Origin of the sequence: Kineococcus terrestris (genome assembly GCF_041020755.1) — a bacterium.
Lineage (GTDB): Bacteria > Actinomycetota > Actinomycetes > Actinomycetales > Kineococcaceae > Kineococcus > Kineococcus terrestris.
In genome coordinates this window covers 58,755-81,712 of sequence record NZ_JBEUEI010000019.1, presented here as the reverse complement: position 1 = coordinate 81,712, position 22,958 = coordinate 58,755, and the positions used below count along the sequence as shown (strand labels likewise).

Annotated in this window: 17 protein-coding genes; 3 read left to right on the top strand and 14 right to left on the bottom strand. The window is 79.6% G+C overall.

Going from position 1 to position 22,958, the window contains the following annotated elements; translation table 11 throughout:
* Nucleotides 1-120: 120 nt before the first annotated feature.
* From recD to recC, 3 genes are read right to left on the bottom strand one after another with little or no spacing between them, the layout of a single operon-like run.
* Nucleotides 121-2,205, bottom strand: a complete 2,085-nt coding sequence (gene recD, locus AB8M62_RS13010) for an exodeoxyribonuclease V subunit alpha (protein ID WP_369069829.1) — start codon at nt 2,203-2,205, stop codon at nt 121-123.
* Complete coding sequence (locus tag AB8M62_RS13005) at nt 2,202-5,690, bottom strand: UvrD-helicase domain-containing protein (RefSeq protein ID WP_444881715.1); 3,489 nt, start codon at nt 5,688-5,690, stop codon at nt 2,202-2,204. The genes recD and AB8M62_RS13005 overlap by 4 nt, the downstream gene beginning before the upstream one ends.
* Nucleotides 5,691-5,722: 32 nt before the next feature.
* Nucleotides 5,723-9,193: an exodeoxyribonuclease V subunit gamma gene (recC, locus tag AB8M62_RS13000; protein ID WP_369069828.1), complete on the bottom strand. Its 3,471-nt coding sequence runs from the start codon at nt 9,191-9,193 to the stop codon at nt 5,723-5,725.
* 87 nt (nt 9,194-9,280) lie between these two features.
* On the opposite strand from recC, the gene AB8M62_RS12995 reads away from it, so the two are divergent.
* Nucleotides 9,281-10,306: an MsnO8 family LLM class oxidoreductase gene (locus AB8M62_RS12995; protein ID WP_369069827.1), complete on the top strand. Its 1,026-nt coding sequence runs from the start codon at nt 9,281-9,283 to the stop codon at nt 10,304-10,306.
* 18 nt (nt 10,307-10,324) lie between these two features.
* On the opposite strand, the gene AB8M62_RS12990 is transcribed toward AB8M62_RS12995, so the two are convergent.
* A complete protein-coding gene (locus AB8M62_RS12990; RefSeq protein WP_369069826.1) occupies nt 10,325-11,911 on the bottom strand; it encodes a threonine/serine exporter family protein in 1,587 nt (528 codons plus the stop codon).
* A 124-nt stretch (nt 11,912-12,035) separates the two neighbouring features.
* On the opposite strand from AB8M62_RS12990, the gene AB8M62_RS12985 reads away from it, so the two are divergent.
* Nucleotides 12,036-13,292, top strand: a complete 1,257-nt coding sequence (locus AB8M62_RS12985; RefSeq protein ID WP_369069824.1) for an acetamidase/formamidase family protein — start codon at nt 12,036-12,038, stop codon at nt 13,290-13,292.
* Nucleotides 13,293-13,332: 40 nt separating this feature from the next.
* Here the strand turns inward: AB8M62_RS12985 and AB8M62_RS12980 are convergent, their stop codons facing one another.
* From AB8M62_RS12980 to AB8M62_RS12935, 10 genes are all read right to left on the bottom strand, one after another.
* Nucleotides 13,333-13,731, bottom strand: coding sequence for a hypothetical protein (locus AB8M62_RS12980; protein ID WP_369069823.1), 399 nt, complete (start codon nt 13,729-13,731; stop codon nt 13,333-13,335).
* A gap of 329 nt (nt 13,732-14,060) precedes the next feature.
* A complete protein-coding gene (locus tag AB8M62_RS12975) occupies nt 14,061-15,116 on the bottom strand; it encodes a zinc-binding dehydrogenase (RefSeq protein WP_369069821.1) in 1,056 nt (351 codons plus the stop codon).
* Nucleotides 15,113-15,886, bottom strand: a complete 774-nt coding sequence (locus tag AB8M62_RS12970) for an SDR family oxidoreductase (RefSeq protein ID WP_369069834.1) — start codon at nt 15,884-15,886, stop codon at nt 15,113-15,115. Before AB8M62_RS12970 ends, AB8M62_RS12975 begins: the two co-directional genes overlap by 4 nt.
* A gap of 31 nt (nt 15,887-15,917) precedes the next feature.
* Complete coding sequence (gene ggt, locus AB8M62_RS12965) at nt 15,918-17,831, bottom strand: gamma-glutamyltransferase (protein ID WP_369069820.1); 1,914 nt, start codon at nt 17,829-17,831, stop codon at nt 15,918-15,920.
* Nucleotides 17,832-17,962: 131 nt separating this feature from the next.
* Nucleotides 17,963-18,613 (bottom strand): nucleoside/nucleotide kinase family protein, encoded by a 651-nt coding sequence (locus AB8M62_RS12960; RefSeq protein WP_369069819.1) that lies wholly within the window; start codon nt 18,611-18,613, stop codon nt 17,963-17,965.
* Nucleotides 18,614-18,616: 3 nt separating this feature from the next.
* Nucleotides 18,617-19,297 carry a histidine phosphatase family protein gene (locus AB8M62_RS12955; RefSeq protein ID WP_369055451.1) on the bottom strand — a complete coding sequence of 227 codons (681 nt, stop codon included), beginning with the start codon at nt 19,295-19,297 and terminating at the stop codon, nt 18,617-18,619.
* 52 nt (nt 19,298-19,349) lie between these two features.
* Nucleotides 19,350-19,808, bottom strand: coding sequence for a hypothetical protein (locus tag AB8M62_RS12950; RefSeq protein ID WP_369069818.1), 459 nt, complete (start codon nt 19,806-19,808; stop codon nt 19,350-19,352).
* A gap of 142 nt (nt 19,809-19,950) precedes the next feature.
* A complete protein-coding gene (locus AB8M62_RS12945; RefSeq protein WP_369069817.1) occupies nt 19,951-20,925 on the bottom strand; it encodes a Gfo/Idh/MocA family protein in 975 nt (324 codons plus the stop codon).
* Complete coding sequence (locus AB8M62_RS12940; RefSeq protein WP_369069816.1) at nt 20,922-21,686, bottom strand: hypothetical protein; 765 nt, start codon at nt 21,684-21,686, stop codon at nt 20,922-20,924. Before AB8M62_RS12940 ends, AB8M62_RS12945 begins: the two co-directional genes overlap by 4 nt.
* On the bottom strand, nt 21,683-22,414 hold the full coding sequence (locus AB8M62_RS12935) for a metal-dependent transcriptional regulator (RefSeq protein ID WP_369055515.1): 732 nt from the start codon (nt 22,412-22,414) through the stop codon (nt 21,683-21,685). Before AB8M62_RS12935 ends, AB8M62_RS12940 begins: the two co-directional genes overlap by 4 nt.
* Before the next feature lie 239 nt (nt 22,415-22,653).
* On the opposite strand from AB8M62_RS12935, the gene AB8M62_RS12930 reads away from it, so the two are divergent.
* The gene (locus AB8M62_RS12930) at nt 22,654-22,911 is read left to right on the top strand and encodes a hypothetical protein (protein ID WP_369069815.1); all 258 of its coding nucleotides are present in this window, start codon (nt 22,654-22,656) and stop codon (nt 22,909-22,911) included.
* The last annotated feature ends 47 nt before the right edge of the window (nt 22,912-22,958 follow it).

The following is a 22,958-nucleotide window of genomic DNA, read 5'->3' as shown; positions in this document are numbered from 1 at the left end:
CCCACAAACGACCCGTGGGGCTAGCCCCCCCGCCACGGGCGCCCCCGGCCCCCCCCCCCCCCCCCCCCCCCCCCCCCTCCTGCGCGTCCGGGCCCGCACCGGCCGGAGGGCGGGTGCCGGTCAGCGCAGCCGGTCGGCCAGGCCCGAGGCCCGCGCCAGGGGTCGGCGCACCGCCGCCTCGACGGCCTCCGCCGAGCCGATGAGCCGCACCCGCGCCCGCGCCCGCGTCAGCGCCGTGTAGAGCATCTCCCGCGTCGCCAGCGGGGAGGTCGCCGGCGCCGCGACCACGGTGACGGCCGCGAACTGCGAGCCCTGGCTGCGGTGGACCGTCATGGCGTGCAGGACGTCCAGGTCCGCCAGCCGCGACAGCGGCACCAGCTGCGGGCCGCTGCCCCGCGCGACCGCGACGACGAGGTCGCCCGCGCGCCCGCCGCCCGCACCGGCGCGCTCCAGGACGACACCCGTGTCGCCGTTGAAGACCCCCGTCGCCGGGTCGTTGGCCGTCACCAGGACCGGCATGCCGACGTAGCGGCCGTCAGGACGGGGCCGCACCCCGACCTCCTCGACCGCCCAGCGGTGCGCCAGCGCCGTCCAGTGCGCCACCCCGCGCGGGCCGCGCCGGTGCGCGCACAGCACCCGGTGGGCGTCCATCGCGACCAGCGCGCCGTCCGCGTCCCCGGCCCGCGCGGCGGCCACGACGGCCGCGACGCGCTCGAGGACCTCCGCGCGCACGGCCTCCAGCGGCGGTCCCGCCACCGGCTCGTCCTCGGGCACCTCGTGGAACTCCACGGCGCTCTCGCCGGAGCGCAGCACCCGCAGCGCCGCCTCGGCGTCGCCCTCGCGCACCGCCGCCGCCAGCGCCGCGATGGCGCCGCCCTCGGCGAAGCGGTGCGTCGTGCGCAGCAGGACGACCCCGTCGGCGACCGACCCGCCCGCCCCGGCGTCCGGGACCGGTGCGGCCGCGCCCGGGGCCGGGACCTCCGCGTCGCGGGGCGGGTCCGGAGGCGGGTCGTGCGGCACGTCGTGGGGCACCACCCGCACGAGCCGGGCCGTGGAGGCCGCGCTGCGCGGCACCGCGCGCGCCGGGGCGACGAGGTCGGCCAGGACGGCGCCCACCTCCACCGAGGCCAGCTGGTCGGGGTCGCCGACGAGCACGAGGCGCGCGGTCGGGCGCAGGGCGGCCAGCAGCCGGGCGACCACCCCCAGCCCGACCATCGACGCCTCGTCGACGACGACGACGTCGTGCGGCAGGCGGTGCTCGGCGTCGTAGCGGGCGCGCACCGACCCGGGCCGCATCCCCAGCAGCCGGTGCAGCGTGGAGGCCCGCAGACCGCCGAGGAAGGCGGCGTCCTCAGCGGTGAACACCCCGTCGGGGTCGTCGCGCGCGGCGGTGGTGACGGCCTCGGTGAGCCGGGCGGCGGCCTTGCCGGTGGGCGCGGCCAGCGCCACGCGCGGCGGGGACCCGGCGGGCGCGAGCGCGCGCAGGGCCGCCGCCAGGCGCGCCACGGTGGTCGTCTTGCCGGTGCCGGGGCCGCCGCCGAGGACCGCGACGCCGGAGGTGAGGCAGACCGCGGCGGCCAGGCGCTGGTCGTGCGCCGCCTCCCCCGGCCACAGGCGGGCCAGCACGTCGCGGGCCGCGCCGGCGTCCAGGTCCGGCACCCGCGCGGCGCGCCGGCGCAGGTCGTCGGCGACGGCGACCTCCTGCCGCCAGTAGCGGTCCAGCCAGATCCCGCCCTCGTGCCAGCGCAGCGGCGGCGCGGTCCCGGCGGCCTCGCCCCCGCCGGCCGTCCCGTCCGGCTGCCCGGGCGCGGTCATGCGGCTGCCGCGCACGGCGGCGGCCCAGGCGCCCGGTTCCGGCCAGTCGACCTCGACGGCCCGCGCCTGGCCCGTGTCGTCGGTGTCCTCGGCCACCACGGAGGCGGCGACGTCGGCCAGCCGCAGCACCACCGAGCCCTGCCGCAGCGCGCGCACGGCCAGCGCGGCGGCCAGCAGGACGCGCTCGTCGTCCTCCCCGCACACCGCCCCCAGGCGGGTCGCCACGTGCACGTCGGCCGCGTGCAGCACCCCGAGGTCGTTGAGGCGGCGCAGCGCGCCCGTGGCGCGCAGCGCCAGGCGCGCGGCGCGGTCCGGCTCGACCGGGGCGGCACCGGGCACGGCCGGCGTGCCGCCCGGGGCGGCGGCCGCGAGGAGGGGGGCGGTGGTCACGGGCGCCTCCCGGCGAGCAGGTCGGACAGGTCCAGCACGAGGGCCGCGGGCGGTCGCCACGACCACACCCCGGGCGGCGCCTGGCCGGGCTCGGCCTCCACGCCGGGCCCGCACATGCCCCGCAGGAACAGGTACAGGACCCCGCCGAGGTGGACCTCCGGGTCGTAGCCGGGCTGGCGCCAGCGCAGGAAGCGGTGCAGCGCCACGCAGTACAGCAGCGCCTGCAGCGGGTAGTGCGCCTCGCGCACGGCCTCGTCGAGCGCGGCGCGGCGGTAGTGCCAGGCGGTGAGCGCCTCACCGGGCCCGGCCAGCCGGTTGGTCTTGTGGTCGACGACGAGGTAGCGCGCCGAGGCGCCCGCCCCGCGCCGCAGCACGGCGTCGATCGAGCCGGTGAGGTAGCCGGAGACCACCTCGGCGGCCAGCACCGGCTCCTGGAGCGCCTCGGCGTAGGGGCGCACGGGGTCGTCGGCGCCCAGGTGGTGGCGCAGCAGGCCCGCGACCTCGCCCAGGCGCGGCGGCGACCCGTCCCGGTCCGCGCGCTGGCCGGCGCGGTCGCCGCCCGCGAGCGGCAGCTCGAACTCCAGCTCGGCGAGGCGGTCGGCCACGGGGACGTCCTGCCAGGCGACGCCGCCGGCGAGCGGGCCCAGCGGGGTGGCCAGGGCGGCGGGCAGCGCGTCGGCCAACGGCTCGGCGAGCGCGCCGGCGTCCTGGGCGCGGGCCAGGGCGGCCAGGTGGGCGCGGCGGTCGGGCGCGGCGGGGTCGAAGTGCTCCAGCACGCCGTGCACGACCGTGCCGAAGCCCGCGCCGCCGGGCAGGTCGGCCATCGGGGACGGCACGGCGTGCCACGCCTCCTCCCGGGCGCCGGCGGGGCGGGCGGCGGTGCCGGCGTCCTCGACGTCGCCCTCGTCGTCGCGGGCACCGCGCTCGACCTCGCTGGCGACGGACGGGACCGGCCGCGGGGACGTGGCCGGCAGGAGGCCCGGCGCGCCGCCGGCCGGGTGGGCGGCCTCGTGCGCGGCGCGGGTCAGGCCCGAGTAGGAGGTCCGCCGCCACGTCGTGTCGAGGTCGCGGTCGAAGGAGGCGGGCGCCAGGGCCGCGACCTCCTCGCGCGGCGGCGTGTACGTCGCGGTGCCGGGCGGGTCGACGGGCACCACCCGCACCCCGGAGCCGGGGCGCGCGCAGGCGCCGAGGCGGGCCAGCACCTCCCCGTCGCCCGGCACCGGCAGCGTCCGCGGCGGGTGCGCCGGGTCGTCGGCGAGCAGCAGCCGGTGCAGCGGGCTGCCCGGGGTCGTCGAGGCCGGCGCCCACCACACGTGCAGGCGCGAGACCGCGCGGGTCAGCGCCACGTACAGCAGCCGCAGCTCCTCCCCGGCCTGCTCGGCGTCCTCGGCCGCGCAGACCTCGGCCAGCCCGGGGCTGCCGGGCCCGCCGACGTGCAGGACGCGGGCGCCGTCGGGGCCGTGGGCCACCGGCAGGCGGTCGCGCGGGCCGCCGGACGGCTCGTCCCAGGCGAACGGGACGAGGACGACCTCGAACTCCAGGCCCTTGCTGGCGTGCACGGTCGCGACCTGCACGGCCGCCCGGTCGGTGTCCAGGCGGCGCGAGCGCTCCTGGTCCAGGTCGCCGGCCGCCTCCTCGACGCGCGCGCGCAGCCACGACAGCAGGCTGGCCAGGCCCAGGCCCAGCCGCAGCGCCTCGGCGTGCAGGGTCTCGGCGATGTGCCGCAGGTCGGTCAGCAGCCGCTCACCGCCCTCGACGGCCAGCAGCCGCTCGGCCAGCCGCTGCTCCTCGGCCACCGCGGCGAACAGCCCGGCCACCCCGCGCGCGGCCAGCACCGGCGCCCACGCGCGCAACCGCTCGGCCTGCGCGTCGGTCAGCGCGGCACCGTCGGCGGCCAGCCGCGCGGCGTCGGCGCCGACGAACGACGACAGCGCCAGCCGGCGCACCCGGGGCGCCCGGTGGGGCTGCTCCAGGGCCTCCAGCAGGCACAGCCAGTCCCGCGCCGCGGGCGTGCCGAACACGCTCGGCCCGCGGGCCAGCACGCACGGCACCCCGCGCCGGCGCAGCGCCTCCTGCACGAGGACCGCCTGCGGGCGGGTGCGCACGAGGACGGCCACCTCGCCGGGGGTCAGCGGCCGCGACCGGGCGGCGGCGTCGTCGCGGGGGCGGCGCACCCGCGCGCCGGAGGTGAGCACGTCCACCACCTGCTCGGCGACGTCCGCGGCGACCGCGGCGCGCACCGCGCCCACCGCGGGCAGGCCCTGGGCGCGGGTGGTGGGCAGCCCGGTGCGGGGCAGCACGCGCAGCTGGACCGGCGCCGGGTCCTCGGGCAGCAGCGCCGCGACCGCGTGCGCGGCGCGCACCTCGCGCACGACGATGCCCTCCTCGCCCAGCACCGCTCCGCGCAGCAGGCCCTGCACGCCCTCCAGCAGGGCCGGGTCGCTGCGGAAGTTCGTGCCCAGGGTGGCGCGGGCGTCGGCGGCGCCCGCGGCCTCGAGGTAGGTGCGCACGTCCGCGCCGCGGAAGGCGTAGATCGCCTGCTTCGGGTCCCCGATGAGCACCAGCGGCACGTGCCCGTGGAACGCCCGGCGCAGCACCTCCCACTGCACGCCGTCGGTGTCCTGGAACTCGTCGACCAGCACGACGCGGTAGCGGCTGCGCAGCCGCTCGCGCGCCACGGGCCCGGTCACCGGGTCGGCCAGGGCCCCGCCCAGCAGCGCGAGCAGGTCGTCGAAGCTCAGCGCCCGCTGGGACTCCTTGCGCCGCTGCACCTCCGCGCGCACGGCCGCGGCGAAGCGCACCCGCAGGTCCGCGGGCGAGCCGGGCACGCGCGCCGCCGGTTCCAGCCGCGCGCCGGGGTGGGCGACGGCGGCGCGCGCCACGGCCAGCGCGGCGTCGCGGTCGAAGGGGACGCCCGCGGCGCCGGTGCGCTCGGCGTAGCCGGCGAAGCGCAGGTACAGGTCGTCGCAGACCTGCTCCAGGACGTCGGACAGGTCCTCCACCAGGGTGGCGCCGGGGTCGACGTGCGCGCCGGTGCCCAGCCCGCCCAGGACCTGCTGGCAGAACTGGTGCAGCGTCGCGACGGTCGCCGCGTCGAAGGAGGCCACGGCCGCCGCCAGCCGCGCGCGCCGCCGCGCGACCTCCGCGTCGCCCGCGTCGCCCGCGGCGCCCGGGGCCGGCTGCGCGAGCGCGCGCACCACCGGGTCGCGGTGCCCGCGGGCGGCGGCGGGGTCGGCCAGGGCGTCGCGGGCGGCGACCAGGCGCTCGCGCACGCGGCTGCGCAGCTCCCCGGTGGCGGCGCGGCCGAAGGTGACGACCAGCAGCTCCTCGACCCGGGCGGCGCCCTCGGCGACGTAGCGGGTGACGAGCCCGGCGATCGTGTACGTCTTGCCGGTGCCGGCGCTGGCCTCCAGGACGGTGGTGCCCCGCGGCAGCGGCCCGGTCAGGTCGAACACCGGGACGTCCCCCGCCAGGCCCCCCGACAGGTCACCGGGCGCGGCCGGGGTCGTGCCGGCGCTCACGCGGCCCACGTCCGCTGGGTGCGCAGCAGCGGCTGCCACACGCGCCGGCACAGCTCGTCGAAGCCGCCGGGCGTGCCGGGCGGGGCGTCCGGCGGCGGGCGCCAGTCGCGCAGCGCGGTGAACGGCGCGGACTCGCCCCAGACCAGGCGGTGCTCCTCGTCGGCGTCCTCGCGCGGCCAGCTGTAGCCCGAGACCCACTCCTTGGCGGCCAGGGCCTCGCACGCGGCGGTGGACGTGCCGCGGGCGCGGGCGGCCGCGTAGGCGCCGGCGGTGGCGACCGGCGCGGGCAGCGGCACGCACAGGCCGACCCGGCGCAGGGCGACCAGGTCGGCCAGCAGCTCGCGCGCCACCCCGGCGGGCACCGGGCCGAACGCGGTGGTGCTCACGCCGTCGCGGTCGCCGCGGCCGACGACGACGGCGGTCCACGACCGGTCCGGGTGGGCGGCGGACAGCGCCAGCAGCTCCACCCACGCCCGCAGCCGCTGCTTGGCGCGCACCGAGGAGTACGTGACGGTCAGGGCGACCGGGCCCGGCACGTCCCCCGCCGCGGCCCCGGCGACCTCCCGCACCCCGCGCACCGCGCCGGTCAGGCGGGTGCCGCCGGGCAGGTCGACCTCGACGTCCACCGAGGACGGCGACCCCGCCGCGGGCGCCCACGCGGCCGCCGCGGCGGCGATCCGGTCGGCGCGCTCGCCCACCCGGCGCAGCACGGCGGTGCCCAGCAGACCGGGCGGCAGGTCCCCGCGGGCCCGCTCCAGCTGCGCGACGCGGGCCTGCTCGGTGCCGGCGAGCCGGGCGCGCAGCACCCGGTCCCCCACCGCCCACTCGCGCAGGCCGTCCAGCGCCACGGGCAGGGCGTCCTCGGGCCCCTCCTCGCGCGCGGCCGCGCCGACCTCCAGGCGCTGGCGCAGCAGCCCGCGCACGGGGTGCTGCCAGAACTGCACGAGCGCGTCGAGGTCGAGGTCGCGCAGCTCGTCCTCGCCCGGGGGCGGCAGGGCGGCCGGCAGCAGGGCGGGCACCGGCCGCGGGGGCAGCTGGGCGGCCCGGGCGCCGGCGTGGGCGGCGGTGTCGAAGCTGACGGCGCGCTCGCCGCCCAGGGCGCCGGGCACGAAGTTGCGCGGGTCGGTCGGCTGCAGCGGGTGCTGGACGAGGACGCGGTCGCGGACCCGGCCGCCGGGGACGGTGGCGCAGGCGTCGAGGGCGTCCAGCAGCTCCCCGACCGGCACCGCGGGCGGCACCGGGGCCCCGGTGCGCACGTCGCAGCCGCTGTGCAGGACGACGAGGTGCTGGCCGGCGGCGCCGACGGCGTCCAGGAGCACCTGGCGGTCCTCGCTGCGCGGGTCGCGGTCGCCCACGTGCGGGTCGCGGGCCAGCAGGTCGTCGGCGTCGGGGCGCACGACGCGGGGGAAGGCCCCGTCGTCCAGGCCGAGCAGCACCACGACGCGGTGCGGCACGGCGCGCATCGGCACCATCGTGCAGACGGTGACCGCGCCGGTGCGGAACCCGGCGCGCTGCGGGCGGCCCGCGAAGCGGGCGGTGAGCAGGGCGGTGACGTCGGCCAGCGTCACCGGCGCGCTGCCGGCGCGGGCGGACTCGTCGCGCACGGCGGCCAGCTCGCGCCGCAGCTGCGCCTGCTGCCAGGCGCCGTCGCGGGGCACGTCGGTCAGCGCGAGCACCGCCGCGGCCAGCGCGTCGCACCAGTCGGCGACGGGCCGCGCACCCGACAGGTCCAGCACGGCGGTCTCCAGGCGGTCCAGCAGCTCGGCGAACACGCCGGCCAGCTCGACCCGGCTGGACTCCACGTCGTCCAGGGGCACGACGGCCCCGTCGCCGCCGGCCAGCAGCAGCCCGCCGTCCTCAGCGCCGCCGACCGCGACGCCCGTCAGCAGGCGGTCCAGCCCCGCGCGCCAGGAACCCTGCGCGAGGTGGCCCAGCTGCCAGGCGTCGCGGTGCCCGGCGCCCAGCCCCCAGTGCACGCCCGCGCCGACCGTCCAGTCCCGCAGGCCCTCCAGGGCGTCGTCGTCCAGGCCGAAGCGCAGGCGCACGGGCTCCAGCCCGGCCAGGTCGAGGACCTCGGTGGCCCCGACGCGACCGCCGGCCAGCGCGAGCAGGCGGGTGGCCACCCCCAGCAGCGGGTTGGTCTGCAGCGGCGAGCGGTCGGCGACGGTGACCCGCAGGGCGGCGCCGGGGTGGCTGCCGGCGCCGAACACGGCAGCCACCAGGGGCGCGAAGACCTCCACGTCCGGGCACAGGACGACGACGTCGCGCGGCTGCAGCGTCGGGTCGTCGGCCAGCAGGCCCAGCAGCACCTCGCGCAGCACCTCCACCTGCCGGGCGCGCCCGTGGCAGGCGTGCACCTGCACGGACCGGTCGCCCGCGGCCGGCGGCGGCGGGTCGGCGGGCACCTCGTCGGCGGCCAGCTGCGCCCGCAGCCGCGCCAGCAGCGGCGCGTCCGGCGACAGGGCCGGTGAGGCGGCCGGTGCGACGGGCTCGTCGTGCGGGACGTCCGCGTGGTCGGGGGCGGCCAGCGCCAGCCGCACCTGCAGCTCGCGCACGTCGCGGGCCAGGGACAGCAGCAGCGGGTGGCGCGCGGCGCGCTGGTCGGCCTCCTCGCGCTCGGCGCGGCGCACCGGGACACCGCCGGGAGCGCCGAGGCCCGCGCGCACGGCCTCCCACAGCGCCGGGCTGGGGTGGTGCAGCCACAGGTGCGCCTCGCGGTGCTCGGCGAGCGCGGCCAGCACCGCCAGGCGCGCGGCCGCCAGCCGGGTGACGGCCAGGACGCTGAACCGTTCGGGCAGGGCGGACGCGCCGGGGTCGGCGCGCAGCCGCTCGCAGGCGGGGCCGAGCAGCTCGGCCGGGTGCGGGACGCCGGCGCGCTCGCGCACGCGGCGGAACAGCTCCGGCTGCCAGCGCAGGTCGGCGGGCACCGGGCCGTCCTCCCCGCGCGCCCAGCCGGCCAGCAGGGCCGGGCGGGCCGCGCCGTACCGGGCCAGCAGCCCGGCGATCCGCTCGGCGGCCGCGAGGCGCCGCACGCGCGGCGGGCCGCCGCCGTCGGCCGGGCGCAGGTGGTGGCGCAGCACCGCGAAGCGCTCGTCCGCACCGGCGGGGCCGGCGAGGTCGTCGAGGACCTCCAGCACGTGCCACGTGGCCGCGGACGACCGCCAGCCCTCGACGGCGGCGGCGTGCTCGGGCCCGGCCGCGGCCAGGGCGTCGTCGAGCAGCTGCGCCGGGTCCGGCATCGCGACGCCGGCGCAGACGCCGTCGTCCACGACGTCGTCCGCGCCGTCCCCCCCGCCCGCGCCGAGGTGGTGCGACAGGCGCTGCGCGACCCAGCGCTCGGTGCCGCGCGCGCCGACGGCGACGACCTCGGGGGCGAACGGGTCCTGCTCCGCGCCCGGGGCGCGCAGGAGGTCCGCGAGGGCGGCGACGAGGACGTCGGCGCTCGCGGAGCGGTGGACGTGCAGCACGTCCCCTGTCTAGCCGACGTCGCCGACACGACCGGCGACGGCTCGCCCGCGGGACGCGCCGGCGCCCGCCGGGCGTTGCGCCCAGTGATGCCCCCCGCCACGCCGTCGTCCACGCCGTCGTCCACGCCGCCCGTCCCGCGCCCGGGCCTGGTGCTGCTGGACCGCTCGCGCACCCGCACCGGCGCGGACGACGCCGCGGCCGTGCGCGCGACGGTCCGGCGCGCGCGGGCCGCGGAGGCGCTGGGGTACGACGGGTTCTGGGTCGCCGAGCACCACGGCGTGCCGGGGGTGGTCGGCCCGGCACCGGCGGTGCTGCTCGCGGCCGTCGGGGCGGCCACGTCGCGGATCCGCCTCGGCTCCGGCGGCGTCATGCTGCCGCAGCACCCCCCGCTGGTGGTCGCCGAGCAGTTCGCGGTGCTGGCCGCGCTGCACCCGGGCCGGGTGGAGCTGGGCGTGGGCCGCTCGGTGGGCTTCACCGCGCCGGTGCGCCGGGCGCTGCGCACGCCGCCGGAGGCCGCCGACCGGTTCGCCGACGACCTGCGCGAGCTGCTGGACCTGCTGCGCGGGCGCTCGCCGGTGACGGTGCGCCCGGCGGTGCCGCGGCCGCCGGAGGTCGTCGTGCTGGCCTCCCGCTCGGGGCTGGCCTCGGCGGCGGCGCTGGGGCTGCCCGTCGTCGTGCCCGCCGGCGCCGACCCGGCCGCGACGGCCGCGGCCCTGGACGGCTACCGGGCGGCGTTCGCGGGGCCCGGCGCACCGCGGGCGGGGCTGCTGCTGGACGTCCTCGTCGCCGACAGCGCGCAGCGGGCGCGGCGCGAGCTGCTGCCGCAAGCGTGGTCGCTGGCGGTCTCGCGCACCCGCGGGGAGTTCCCTCCCCTGCCGGCGCCCGGCGAGGTCGACGAGGCCGCCCTGTCCGGGCGCGAGCGCCGCGCCGTCGAGGAGGCGCTGGCGGCCACGGTCCACGGCACCGAGGAGGAGGTGGGCCCGCGCCTGGCGGACCTGCTGGAGCGCACGGGCGCGCAGGAGCTGGTGGTCGCCGCGACGGTGCACGACCCGGAGCTGCAGGAGGAGTCCGACGCCCGGCTGGCCGACCTGCTGCTCGCGGGCGGCCGCTGAGGGTCCGCCGACCGCCGCTCAGAAGTTGCGGCTGAGCGAGCGCCGGCGCACCAGCCGCTCGACGCGGTCGAACTCCCGGCGCAGCGGCTGGGAGCAGAACTCCCCCAGCGTCACCCCGGCGGCCAGCGCCAGCGCGGTGCCGAGCGCCTCCACGAGCAGGCCGAGGCCGGCGGAGGTGCCGCCGCCGACGAGCGTGTAGATGGCGCGGTAGATCGCCAGGCCGGGCAGCAGCGGCACGATGCCGCAGATGGAGACCACGACGCCCGGCACGCCCCAGCGCCACGCGGTGCCCTCGGCGAGCAGCCCGACGACGAGGGCGGCCAGTCCGGTGGCGGCCAGCGCCCCGAACCCGAGCTCGCTGGTGGCCGCGAACGTCAGCCAGGCCAGCGCCCCGACGAGGCCGGACAGGACGACGGCGCGCACGTCGGCGTAGCCGGACACCGCCCAGGTCAGCGCCGCGCAGCCGGCGGCCGCGGCCTCCACGGCCAGCGGGTAGCCGCCGGTGGCCGAGAACGACAGGTTCAGGCCGATGCCGGCGCGCTGGCCGAGGGCGAGGCTGCCGGCGATGCCGATGACCAGGCCCGTCGTCAGCAGCACCGTCTCGAAGGCGCGCGCGGCGGCGGTGACGTAGAAGCCGGAGATGGCGTCCTCGGCGGAGCCGACGAGGGACAGCCCGGCCAGCAGGACGACGATGCCGGAGCCGACGACGAGGGAGGGGCGCAGGCCGCCGACCCACTCGGGCAGGAACGGGTCCCACACGAGCAGCAGCAGCGCCACGGCCGTGGCGATCGCGGCGCCGGCGACCTGCTGGAAGAAGGCGGGCAGGCCGCGGCGGTTGGCGGCGGCCAGGACGAGCTGGATGAGGGCCGTGGTCGCGGCGGCGGCCAGCGCGACGGCCCAGCCGCCGCCGAGGAGGACGGCGACGGAGACGGCCAGGCCGACGGCGGCGGCCGTGGACACGCGGCGGCGGTAGCGGCGGCGCTGGCTGAGGACGCGCTTGAGGCGGGCGGTGACCTCCTCGGCGTCCAGGCCGTCGCCGGCGGCGTGGGCGAGGTCGTACAGGCGCGACAGGCGCGAGTAGTCGGTGGCGCGCGCCCGCACGACGCGCACGGTGGTCAGCGGCGGGCGCTCCTCCGCGGCGGTGGAGACGGTGACGGCGGTGAAGGTGATGTCGACCTGGGTGCTGGCCAGCCCGGCGCCGTGGGCGGCGCGCAGGGTCAGGGCGGTGACGTCGGCGGCGGGGGCGCCGCAGGACAGCAGCGCCTCGGCCATGCGCACGAGGGCGTCGAGGACCTGCAGGGCCTCGCGCTCGGTGAGGCGGCCGGCGACGACGGGCTCGGCGGCGCCCTCCTCGGGGGCCAGGGCGCTGACGAGGCGGTGGCGCAGGGCGGGGACCCAGCGGGCGCGGGCGCGCCGGGGGGACGGCGGGCCGGAGGCCGGGTGGGCGCCCGCGGTGCCGGGCGGGCCCGCCGGCGCACCGCCGCCGCCGTCACCGTCGTGGTCGGTACCGGGCGGGTCGCCGGCCGGTCCGCCGGACTCGGCGTCCTGCTGCTCGTGCTCGCTCCCACGCCACACGTCGTCACTCTCCGTGAGCACTTGCGCCACGGGGCGACGGTACCGGCCGGCGGGCGCGTCCCCGCACGGCGGGTCGCCGCCGCCACCGGCCGGGGAAACACGGGGGCAACAGAGCCGACACAGCACCTTCACAGCAGCGTGGTGGTGTGCGCCCATGACGCTGCCCGCCCCCGCCCGCCGCTCCCTCCTGCGCGCCGCTGCCGGCCTGTCCGCCGGCGCGGGCGCCCTCGCCGCGACCTCCGTGCCCGCCCACGCCCACCCCGGCCGCCGCGGCAAGCCGTGGTCGCCGCGCGTCCTGCAGTCCGGGCAGGGGCCCGTGCGCGGCCTGTACGTGCCCAGCACCCCGGAGAACGTGCTGTGGGGCCGGCTGCCCAACCGCGACACCGAACCCGTCGCCGTCGTCTCCTCCGGCGACGTCGTCACCCTCGACACCGTCTCCCACGAGGGCATCCTCGAGGACCAGGGCCAGGACCCCCGCGCGTACTTCAGCGGCTTCGGCGTGGCCGCGACCGACGTCCTCGACGACGCGGCGGCCATCGCCGCGACCGTCCCCCACGACGGCCCCGGCCCGCACGTGGTCAACCGCCCCGTCGCCGTCACGGGCGCGGAGCCGGGCGACGTGCTCAAGGTCGAGGTCCTCGACCTGGCGCTGCGCGTGCCCTACGGCGTCGTCTCCAACCGGCACGGCCGCGGGTCGCTGCCCGGGGAGTACCCGGAGGCGTGGGCGGGCGACCCCTCGCTCGCCGAGTGGTTCAACCCCGGCGGCAACGTCAGCGTCTTCACGGCCGTGGAGGCCCGCGGCGGCTCGCTCGTCGGCGCGATGCCCGGCCCGGTGCCCGCGCGCTTCCCGCTGGGCCCCTTCCTCGGGCTGATGGGGGTGGCCCGCGACACCTCCGCGCTCGTCGACTCCGTCCCGCCCACCGACGCCGGCGGCAACCTCGACATCAAGGACCTCACGGTCGGCTCGACGCTGTACCTGCCGGTGCGGGTGCCCGGCGCCATGTTCTCCGTCGGCGACCCGCACATGGCGCAGGGCCACGGCGAGGTGGCGCTGACGGCGATGGAGGGCTCGCTGCGCGCCACGCTGCGCCTGTCCGTCGTCCGCCCCGGCGACGGGGCGCCGGCCGGCACGGCCGACTACCCGTTCGCCGAGACGCCCGAGCACTGGATCCCGCTGGGCCTGAGCGACCCCGACGGGCCGGTCGACGGGCAGGAGACCGACCTCGACGAGGCGATGCGCACCGCGGTGCGCCAGGCGGTGAGGTTCCTCACCGAGGACCTCGGCATGCCCGGCCCGCTCGCGTACACCTACCTGAGCGCCGCCGCGGACTTCCACGTCTCGCAGGTCGTGGACCGCACGACGGGCGTGCACGCCACGATCCGCAAGGCGGACTTCGACGGCCTGCGCTGAGACGCGCTGCCCGCCCTCGGCACAGCCCTCGGCAGGGCCCTCAGCAGAGCAGGCCGAGGGCGGGCAGCACGGCGTCGGGCGCGGTGCCGCAGCCGACCTGCGCGGTGCCCAGGTCGACGACCTCCCAGCCGTCCGGGGTCGCGCGCAGCAGCGCGGTCGCCGGGTCCAGCGCCTGCGGGTCCACCGGCTCCAGCGCGGCGGCGGCCCACACGTCGTCGGCGGTGCGCACGTCGGTGACGGTCCACGCGCCGTCGGGCACGCCGTCGGTGAACGGGCTCGCGGCGACCGCCGCGACGAGCGCGGGGTCCACCGCGGGGGCGGCGGGGGCGGCGGCGGGGGACGACGCCGAGGCCGGGGCGGCGGCGAGCAGGCCGAGGGCGAGGACGGCGGCGGCACCGCGCGCGGCGGTGCGGGTGCTGGTCCGGGGGGTGCGGGACACGGGTCCTCCTGCGGTGGCGGCGTGCGGTCGGCCGCCCCGCGGCGGGGCGACCGCGGGCTACGACGCGGCGGGGCGCCGGACGGTTGCACCGGGCCGCGGACCGTCCTGCGCCCTAGCCTGCGCAGGGTGAGCACACAGCCCGTGGACCCCGCCGACCCGCCCGTCCCCGCGCTGGAGGACGACGAGACCGTGCCGCCGCGCCCCGAGGAGGAGGTCGCCGACGCCGACCGCGCCCCCTGACCGGCGTCCCCCTCTCCTCCCCCACCGTGATCATGGATGGTCGAGCGTTCAACCGCGCATGATCACGGTGGAGGTGAGGGGCGCGGGGGTCAGAAGCGCAGGAGGACCTTGCCGGAGGCCGCGGAGTCGCGGGCGACCTCGAAGGCGCGGTGCGCGTCGGCGACGTCGACGGTGTGCGTGACGATCCCGTCCACGGCCAGCGAGCCGTCGGCCAGCGCCGCCAGCACGTCGGTGATCTCCTCGACGAACCGGAAGCTGCCGCGCAGGTCCAGCTCGGCGCTGATGGCGCGCGCCAGCGGGACGGCCACCGCCCCCGGCGGCTGCAGCCCCACCATGACGAGGACACCGCCGCGGGCCGCGCCGGCCACCGCGGAGGCGAACCCCGCGGGCGCCCCGGAGGACTCCAGGACGACGTCGGCGCCGACCGCGGCGACGGCCCCCGCGTCGCGGGCCGGCACCGCGCGCGCCGCCCCCAGCGCCAGCGCCCGCTGCGCCGCCGCCTCCTGCACGTCCGTGACGACCACCTCGCGGGCGCCCGCGCGCAGCAGGACGGCCACGCACAGCAGCCCGATGGGCCCGCACCCGACGACGAGCGCGCGCTTCCCGGCGACGTCCCCGGCGCGGGCGACGGCGTGCCAGGCGACGGCCGCCGGCTCGGCCAGCGCGGCCCGCTCCAGGTCCAGCCCGGCCGGCAGCGGCCGCAGCATCGACGAGGGCAGCACCACCCGGCGGGCGAAGGCGCCGTCGACGTGCGGGTGCCGGGCCGCGGAACCCAGGTACGTCACGGCCGGGGACAGGTTCGGGCGCCCCGGCGGGTGCGGGGCGGACGGGTCGCTCGTCCCGGCCGGGTGCACGGCCACGGGCGTGCCGGCGCCGGGCCCCGACCCGTCGGCGGCGGCCCGCTCGACCGTGCCGACGACCTCGTGTCCCAGCACCATCGGCTCGCGCAGCACCGACTCCCCCACGCGCCCCTCGGCCACGTAGTGCAGGTCCGAGCCGCACACCCCGCCGTAGGCGATCCGCACGACGGCCTCGTCGGCGGCCGGGGCGCGCACCGGCCGCGGCTCCACGCGCAGGTCCCCGGCCCCGTGCACGACGACCGCCAGGTCCTCCACCACGTCCACCAGGCCCTCCCCCGCGCTCACAGGACCGCCAGCATGCCGCCGTCGACGTGCAGGACCTGCCCGTTGACGAAGTCGGAGGCCGGCGAGCACAGGAACAGCAGCGGCCCGACGAGCTCCTCCACGCGCCCCCACCGCCCGGCGGGGGTGCGCTGGGCGACCCACGCGCTGAACGTCTCGTCCGCCACGAGCGGGGCGGTCAGCTCGGTGGCGAAGTAGCCGGGGCCCAGGCCGTTGACGCAGATGCCGTGCCCGGCGAGGTCGGCGCACATGCCGCGGGTGAGCATCTTCAGCCCGCCCTTGGTCGCCGAGTAGGGGGCGATGCCGGGGCGGGCCAGCTCGCTCTGCACCGACAGGACGTTGACGATCTTGCCGCGGCCGCGGGGGACCATCCGGTTGGCCACGGCGCGCGCGACGTAGAACGCGCTGGACAGGTTGGTGTCCAGCATCTTCTGCCAGTCCGCGGAGGAGAACTCCGTGAACGGCGCCCGCTGCTGCATCCCGGTGTTGTTGACGAGCACGTCCAGCGGGCCGGCCTCGTCCTCCAGGCGGGCCACGGCCGCCTCGACGGCGTCGGGGTCGGTGACGTCGAAGGCGCACGGGTGGGTGGTGCCGCCGGTCTCCTGCGCCAGCTCGCGGGCGGCGTCGGCCACGGCGTCGGGGTGGCGGCCGTTGACGACGACGGTGCAGCCGGCCTCCAGCAGCCCCTGGGCCAGCGCGCGGCCGATGCCGCGGCTGGACCCGGTGACCAGGGCGGTGCGCCCCGCCACGTCGAACAGGCGGCCGGTGGGGATCGTCTCGCTCACCGCCCCATCCTCCCGCCGCTCAGTCCGCCGGGCGCACGACCCCCGCGGACCCGCCGCCGCGGCGCACCGGCTCGGCGACGGCCTGCACGCGCCCGTCTTCGAGGAGCTCCAGCGCGGCGGCCGCGCCGATCTCGGCGGTGGGCACGAGCACGTGACCGCGCGCGGTCATCTCGCGGCCGAGGTCGGAGTCGACGTAGGCGGGTTCGGCGGCGGCACCGGCCTCGCGGTTCTGCTCCGAGACGCGGGGCGCGGCGACGGCCGCGGGCAGGTCCAGCCCGCGGTGCAGGCGGTCCACGAGGATCCCGTAGACGGTGCCGATGATGGTGGCGCCGCCGGGCGAGCCCAGCGCCAGGAACGGCCGCCCGTCGCGCAGCACGATGGTGGGGGCCATCGAGCTGCGCGGCCGCTTGCCCGGCCCGGGCAGGTTCGGGTCGGGCACGCCCTCGACGGCGGCGACGGGGTTGAAGTCGGTCAGCTCGTTGTTCAGCAGGAACCCGCGGCCGGGCACGACGATCCCGCTGCCGCCGGTCTGCTCGATGGTCAGCGTGTAGGAGACGACGTTCCCCGCCGCGTCGGCGGTGACCAGGTGGGTGGTGGACGGGCCCTCGACGGCGCCCTCGGCGGCCTCGCCGTCGGTGGCGCAGGTGCCGTCGGCGCCCAGCGCGCCCGGGGCCACGGGCCGCGGCAGCGCCCGCTCGCCGTCGACGAGGCAGGCGCGGGAGGCCGCGAAGGCCGGCGACAGCAGCTCGGCCAGGGGCACGTCCTGCACGTCGGGGTCGCCGACCCAGCGGTTGCGGTCGGCGAAGGCCAGGGCCGCGGCCTCCAGCCGGAAGTGCTCGAGGTCCGCCTCGCTGTGCATCCCGTCGTCGCCGGGCAGCTGGGCGAGGATGTTCAGGGCCTCGCCGACGGTGCTGCCGCCGCTGGAGGGGGGTGCCGTCCCGTACACCTCGACGTCGCCGTGCTCGACGCGCGTGGGCGCGCGGTCCACGGCCCGGTAGGCGGCCAGGTCCGCCAGCGTCATCCCGCCGCGCAGCACCTCGCGCTCGACGCCGTCGGCCACGGGCGGGTGCGCGACGGTGTCGACGACGGCGCGGCCCAGCTCCCCGGCGTACAGGGCGGCGGTGCCCTGCTCGGCCAGCAGCCGGTACGTCTGCGCCAGGTCGGGGTTGCGGAACGTCGAGCCGACCTGCGGCGCGTCGCCGCCGGGCAGGAACAGCTCGGCGGTGGAGGTGAAGCCGGCGAAGCGCCCGGCGTTGTCGAGGGTCTGCTGCCGGAACGTCTCGTCGACGGTGAACCCGCGCTCGGCCAGTGCCCGCGGGCCGGACAGCACCTGCGCGAGCGACATCGTCCCGGACTCCGCCAGCGCCCGCTCCCAGGTGGCCGGGGTGCCGGGGACGCCGACGGACAGGGTGCTGGCCACGAGCTCGGCGAAGGGGTACGGCTCGCCGGTGGCGGGGTCGACGAAGGCGTCGGGGGCCAGGGAGGCGGGCGCGGCCTCGCGGCCGTCGATCGAGGTGACGGTGCCGCTGGCGGCGTCGTAGGAGAGGAGGAACCCTCCCCCGCCGACACCGGCCGAGTACGGCTCGGTGACCCCGAGCGCGGCCGCGGTGGCGACGGCGGCGTCGACGGCGTTGCCGCCGCGGCGCAGGACGTCCAGGCCGGCGGCGGTCGCGTCGGCGTCGACGCTGGCGACCGCGCCGCCGTAGCCGGTGGCGACGGGGACCTTGTCCAGGCCGGGCACGCTGCCCGGCGGCCGCTCCGGGGCCGGTGGCGCGGGCGGCGCCGGCAGCGGCGGCGGTGACGGCTGCGGGGGTGCCGCGGAGGCGGGGGCCAGCGCGCTCAGGCCGAGGCCGGTGCACAGCGCGAGGGCCGCGGCGGACAGCCGGGCGCGGGCGCTCGGGCGGGGGGTCGTGGGCTGCTGCGTCACGGTCATGACGGCGCCTCTCGTCACGGGCGGTCCGCGGGCGTGCGGTGCGCGGAGCCTGGCAGCGGTGCGCGGCGAGCGCAACGGGTGGGGCGGGCGGGACGCGCGGGACCGGCGTGACGGACGGGCACCAGGCCGGGTCAGTCGTCGAGCACCACGACGAGGTCCGCGCGGTCCCGGCCGGCGGCCACGACGCGGGCGTTGGCCTCGTCGCTGCCCTCCGCCCACGCGCGCGCCGCCTCCGGCGCGCGCCCGAAGCGCTCGTGGCGGGCCACCAGGCGGGGCAGGCGCACCGCCGGCGGGACCTCCAGGTACCAGGTCTCGTCGAGCAGCCCCTCCAGCGCCGCCCACGGCCCCTCGCGCAGCAGCAGGTAGTTGCCCTCGGTGACCACGAGCGGGACGTCGCGCGGCACGGGCAGCGCCGAGCCGACGGGCTCCTCGATCTCGCGGCGGAACTCCGGCGCGTAGACGACCTCGTCCTCCGGGCCGGCGCCCGGCTGGGCGCGCAGCCGGCGCAGCAGCGCGGCGTACCCGCCGGCGTCGAAGGTGTCGGGGGCGCCCTTGCGCCCCCGGCGGCCCAGCGCGCCGAGGACGGCGTCGGCCAGGTGGAAGCCGTCCATCGGCACGAGCACCGCGCGCCGCGGGCCCAGGGCGTCGACAAGGGCGGCGGCCTGCGTCGACTTCCCGGCCCCCGGCGGGCCGACCAGGCCCAGCACGGTGCGGGGTCCGCGCTCGGCGAGCGCGGCGGCCCGCGCGACGAGGTCGGCGGTGCCCGTCCGCAGCGCGTCCACGGCTCAGAACACCGAGGGCGCGGCGGGCTCGCCGGCCGGGCCGGCGCCGGCGGCCTCGGCGCGCTCGGGGTCCAGGGCGGCGCCCATCCAGCTCGTGGCGGTCCAGCCGGTCTCCGGCTCGCCCTCCAGCGCGACGCAGCCGGTGTTGAGCAGGCCGGTGGCGACGACGTACTCCGCGGACAGGTTGCGCACCCGCGCGCCCGTCCAGCAGCGGATCGCGGCGCCGTGGCTGGTGGCGACCGCGACACCGGTGCCGAGCTCGCGGGCGCGGGCCACGACCCGCCCGACGGCGGCGTCGTAGCGGGCGAAGAAGGCGTTCCCGTCGGCGGCGCCGGGCATCGGCACGTCCAGGTCGCCGGTCAGCCAGGAGCCGACGACGCCGAGGTAGGCGCGGACGGCGGGCTCGTCGCCGCGCATCTCCAGCTCGCCCGCGGCGATCTCCTCCAGGCCCTCGACGACCTCCACGTCCAGGCCCAGGGCGGCGGCCAGCGGCGCGGCGGTCTGCCGGGCGCGGGTCTGCGGGGAGGAGGTGACCAGGCCGATCCCCTCGTCGCCGAGCAGGCCGACGAGGGCCTGCGCCTGCTCGCGGCCGACGTCGGTCAGCGCGGGGCCGGGCACCTGCGTGTCGAGCAGGTGCGCCACGTTGGACGGGCTCTGCCCGTGGCGGACGAGGAGGAGGCGCACCCCCTCACCCTGCCACCGGCCGGGCTCCCCGGGGACCCGGGGACCCGGGGACTCAGAGGACGACGTCCAGGCGCCCGGCGCGGTCGTCGCCGGCGAAGAACGCCCACAGCCGCAGCTGCACCTCGACGGGCACGGGGTCCGGGGAGGTGAGGGTGAGGTGGCCGATGGCGCGGCGCACGTCCTCGGCGGTCAGGTCGCGCCCGCCGGAGACGGTGCCGCGGGCGCGCTCGCGGGCGATCTCGGCGGCCAGCTGCGCGGCGGGGGTGCTGCGCAGGCGGTCGCGCACGACGTCGTCGCGCAGCTCCTCCGGGCGGTCGGCGTCGCGGCCGGAGAGGTCGAACCCGCCGTACAGGTGCCACAGCAGCGCGCGGTCGGACACGGTGAGGGCGTCGATCGGGTCCTCGTCGACGTAGTCCGGCGTGATGCGCTGCGCGGGGCGCACGGTGGCGAGCCGGTCGACAGCGGTGGTGCCGCGGGCGGCGGGGGGGACGAGGGCGGATCCGAGGCGCATCACGGGCTCCTGACTTTGGTGACGCTGTGTCAATCAGTGTGAACCCTGAGCGAGATCATTCTCGACGTCCTTGAGGCCCCGTCCCCCGGACGGAGCAACGCGCACCACCCGTGCGGCCCGGCGGGACGGGCGCGCGGGCGCCTCAGCCGAGCTCGCGCACCCGTGTCACCCCGACCTGGTCCAGCACCTCCTCCAGCACCGCCTGCACCTGGAGCGATCGCGACAGCGGCAGCAGCGGGCTCTCGGTCGCACCGCGCGCCAGGCAGTCGTGCACGTGCTCGAGCATGAAGCGGTGCCCGTCGGCCACGGCGTGCTCGTGGCGCGTCGCGGCGCCGTCCGCGTGCACCGTGAACGCCGGCACCGAGTGCACGGGCGCCTCCACCTCCACCCACCCGCGCGAGCCCTCCACCCACGCCCGGCCCGCGGCCTGCGCCACGACCGTCGTCGACAGCGACGCCACCGCGCCCGAGGCCCAGCCCAGCGCGATCGACGTCTGCCGGTCCACGCCCTCCGGCGACAGCGACCCCACCGCGCGCACGGTCTCCGGCGCTCCCAGCAGCAGGTGCGCCAGCCCCACCGGGTACGGGCCCAGGTCCAGCAGCGACCCGCCGCCGAGCGCCGGGTCCCAGAAGCGCCGCGCCTCCGGCGGCGCCGGGAAGCCGAGGTCGGCGTGGACGGCCCGCACCTCGCCGACGGCGCCCGAGCCGAGGACGTCCAGCAGCGCGGCCGTGCCCGGCAGGAAGCGCGTCCACCACGCCTCCATGCAGAACACCCGGCGCTCGCGCGCGGTGTCCACCAGGTCCCGCAGCGCCGCCAGCGTCACCGTCACCGGCTTCTCCACCAGCACCGGCGTGCCCGCCAGCAGCGCGGCCCGCGCCGGGGCGTGGTGCTGCGGGTGCGGGGTGGCCACGTAGACGGCGTCCACGGCCGGGTCGGCCAGCATCCGCTCCACGTCGTCGTAGCCGCGCTCGGCCCCGTGCTCGGCGGCGAAGGCCTCCGCCCGCGCGGCGCTGCGCGAGCACACCGCCACGAGCCGCCCGCCCGGCACCAGCTCCAGCGCCCGCGCGAGCGTGCGGGCGATGCCGCCCGTGCCCACGAAACCCCAGCCCACGCTCACGGCGTGCTCCCTCCTGTCGGCGGCAGGACCCTCGTCGGCCCCACCTCGTCCCGGTGCGGCGGCCCGCCGCGCTGCGCCGTCCCGGCCGCGCGGGCCGCCACGTGCCCGGCCCAGCGGACCGCGTCGACGAGCCCGAGCCCGCCCAGCAGACCGTCCACCAGCCCGTCGGCGAAGGCGTCGGCGACGGCGTCCGCGGACGGGGTCGCGTCCAGCGGCACGGCGGCGTGCCCGCCGGGGGTCACGACCACCGCGCCGGCGCCCGCCCCGACCACGACGCTCGTCTGGTCCGGGCGCAGCGCCCGGACCCGCGCGACGACGTCGTCGAGGTCTCCCGGGTCCCCCGGCCCGTCCGCTCCGCCGGCGAGCGCGGCCAGGTCCGCCCGGCGGGCCACGAGCAGGTCCACCCGCCGGCGCAGCGCCGGCGGCAGCGACCGGGCCGCGGGGCGCAGGACGAGCAGCCCGGTGCACAGCTCCGCGGCGGCCGCCAGCGCCCCGTCGGGCACCGCCGGTCCCGCCAGCACGACGCGCGCGCCGAGGACGGCCGCCGCGGCGGCCCGCACGCCGGCGCCCGTGCGGGCGGGCGCGAGGGCGGTGCTGCGCCCGAGGGCCCGCAGCAGGGCGTCGCCCGGGACCTCGCCGCCGGCCCCGCCGTCGAGGACGGTGACGTCGTGGGTCGTGGCGGCCAGCGGGCGGCCGTGCTCGTCGCGCGCGACCCCGCCGGCCGGACCGTGCGGCCCGCCCGGGCCCGCGGGAGCGCTCACCGGGCCGGCAGCACCCACACCGACGCCACGGCGGGGTCGCCGAGGTCGACCTCGCGCCCGCCGTCGCCCCCGATGCGCACGACGGTGGTGCCGGCGAACCCGCGGCGCTGGACGACCTCCACCCGCACGTCGAGGCCGAGGCCGAGCTCGGCGAAGTAGCGCAGGACGTCCGGGTCGGCGTCGGAGATGCGCGCCACGACGCCCGCGGAGCCCTCGGCCAGGTCGCCGAGGGCGTGCGCGCCGGGCTGGGGCACGGTCCCGTCCGGCTGGGGGATGGGGTCGCCGTGCGGGTCGCGCTCGGGGTGGCCGAGGCGGGCGTCCAGGCGGTCCAGGAGCCGGTCGGAGACGACGTGCTCGAGGACCTCGGCCTCCTCGTGGACCTCGTCCCAGGAGTAGCCGAGGTCGGCGACGAGGAAGGTCTCCAGCAGCCGGTGGCGGCGCACGACGACGAGGGCGCGGGCGCGGCCCGCCTCGGTCAGCTCGACGCCGCCGTAGCGCTCGTGCAGCAGCAGGCCGGCGTCGGTCAGCTTGCGCACGGCCTCGGAGGCGGTGGAGGCGGACACGCCCATCTCGCCCGCGAGCATCGACAGGGTCACCTTGCGCTCGGACCACTCCCCCGCCGTGTAGACGATCTTGAGGCAGTCCTCGGCGGCGGGGGTGAAGACCTCCGCCCCGCCGCTGCCCGCGGGCTGGGTGCGGGTGGCAGCGGTCCGCTTGGCGGTCGGCACCACGTCTCGGGCCTCCCCCGGGGACGGTGTCCCCCTCGTCGTGCCGGCCGGGTGCGCTGACGCGCGGCGCGCACCGCCCGGCGCCGCGGCCCGCGCCGCGACGGGCTCAGCTTGCCACCGCGCCCGGGACCGCCCGCGGAGCGCACCGCCGCACCCGCGGCTCCCGGACGCTCCAGTTGCGTGTTCGGTCCGCCGAACTCACAATCAGTGGCAGACGCAGGTCGAGGAGAGGGGGCACCGTGGACACGACGGCACGAGCTCGCTGGGTCGCCGCCGGCGACCTCCTCCTGTGCGCGGCGCTGCTGGCCGCCGCGGTCGTGCTGGGCGCCGGCGGCAGCGCTCTGGGCGCCACCGCGGCCGTCCTCGCGGCCGCCGCGTACGGCGCCCCGGCCGCGCTCCGCTGGCGGCGCGCCGTCCCCGCCGTCGCCGCCGTCCCCGCGGCCCTGCCGGTGACCGACGCCGCCGTCGCGCCGCGCGCCTCCGGCCCCACCGCCTGACCCGCCCGGGCCCGCACCTCCCGCGGCACCCCCTCCCGCCGTGATCA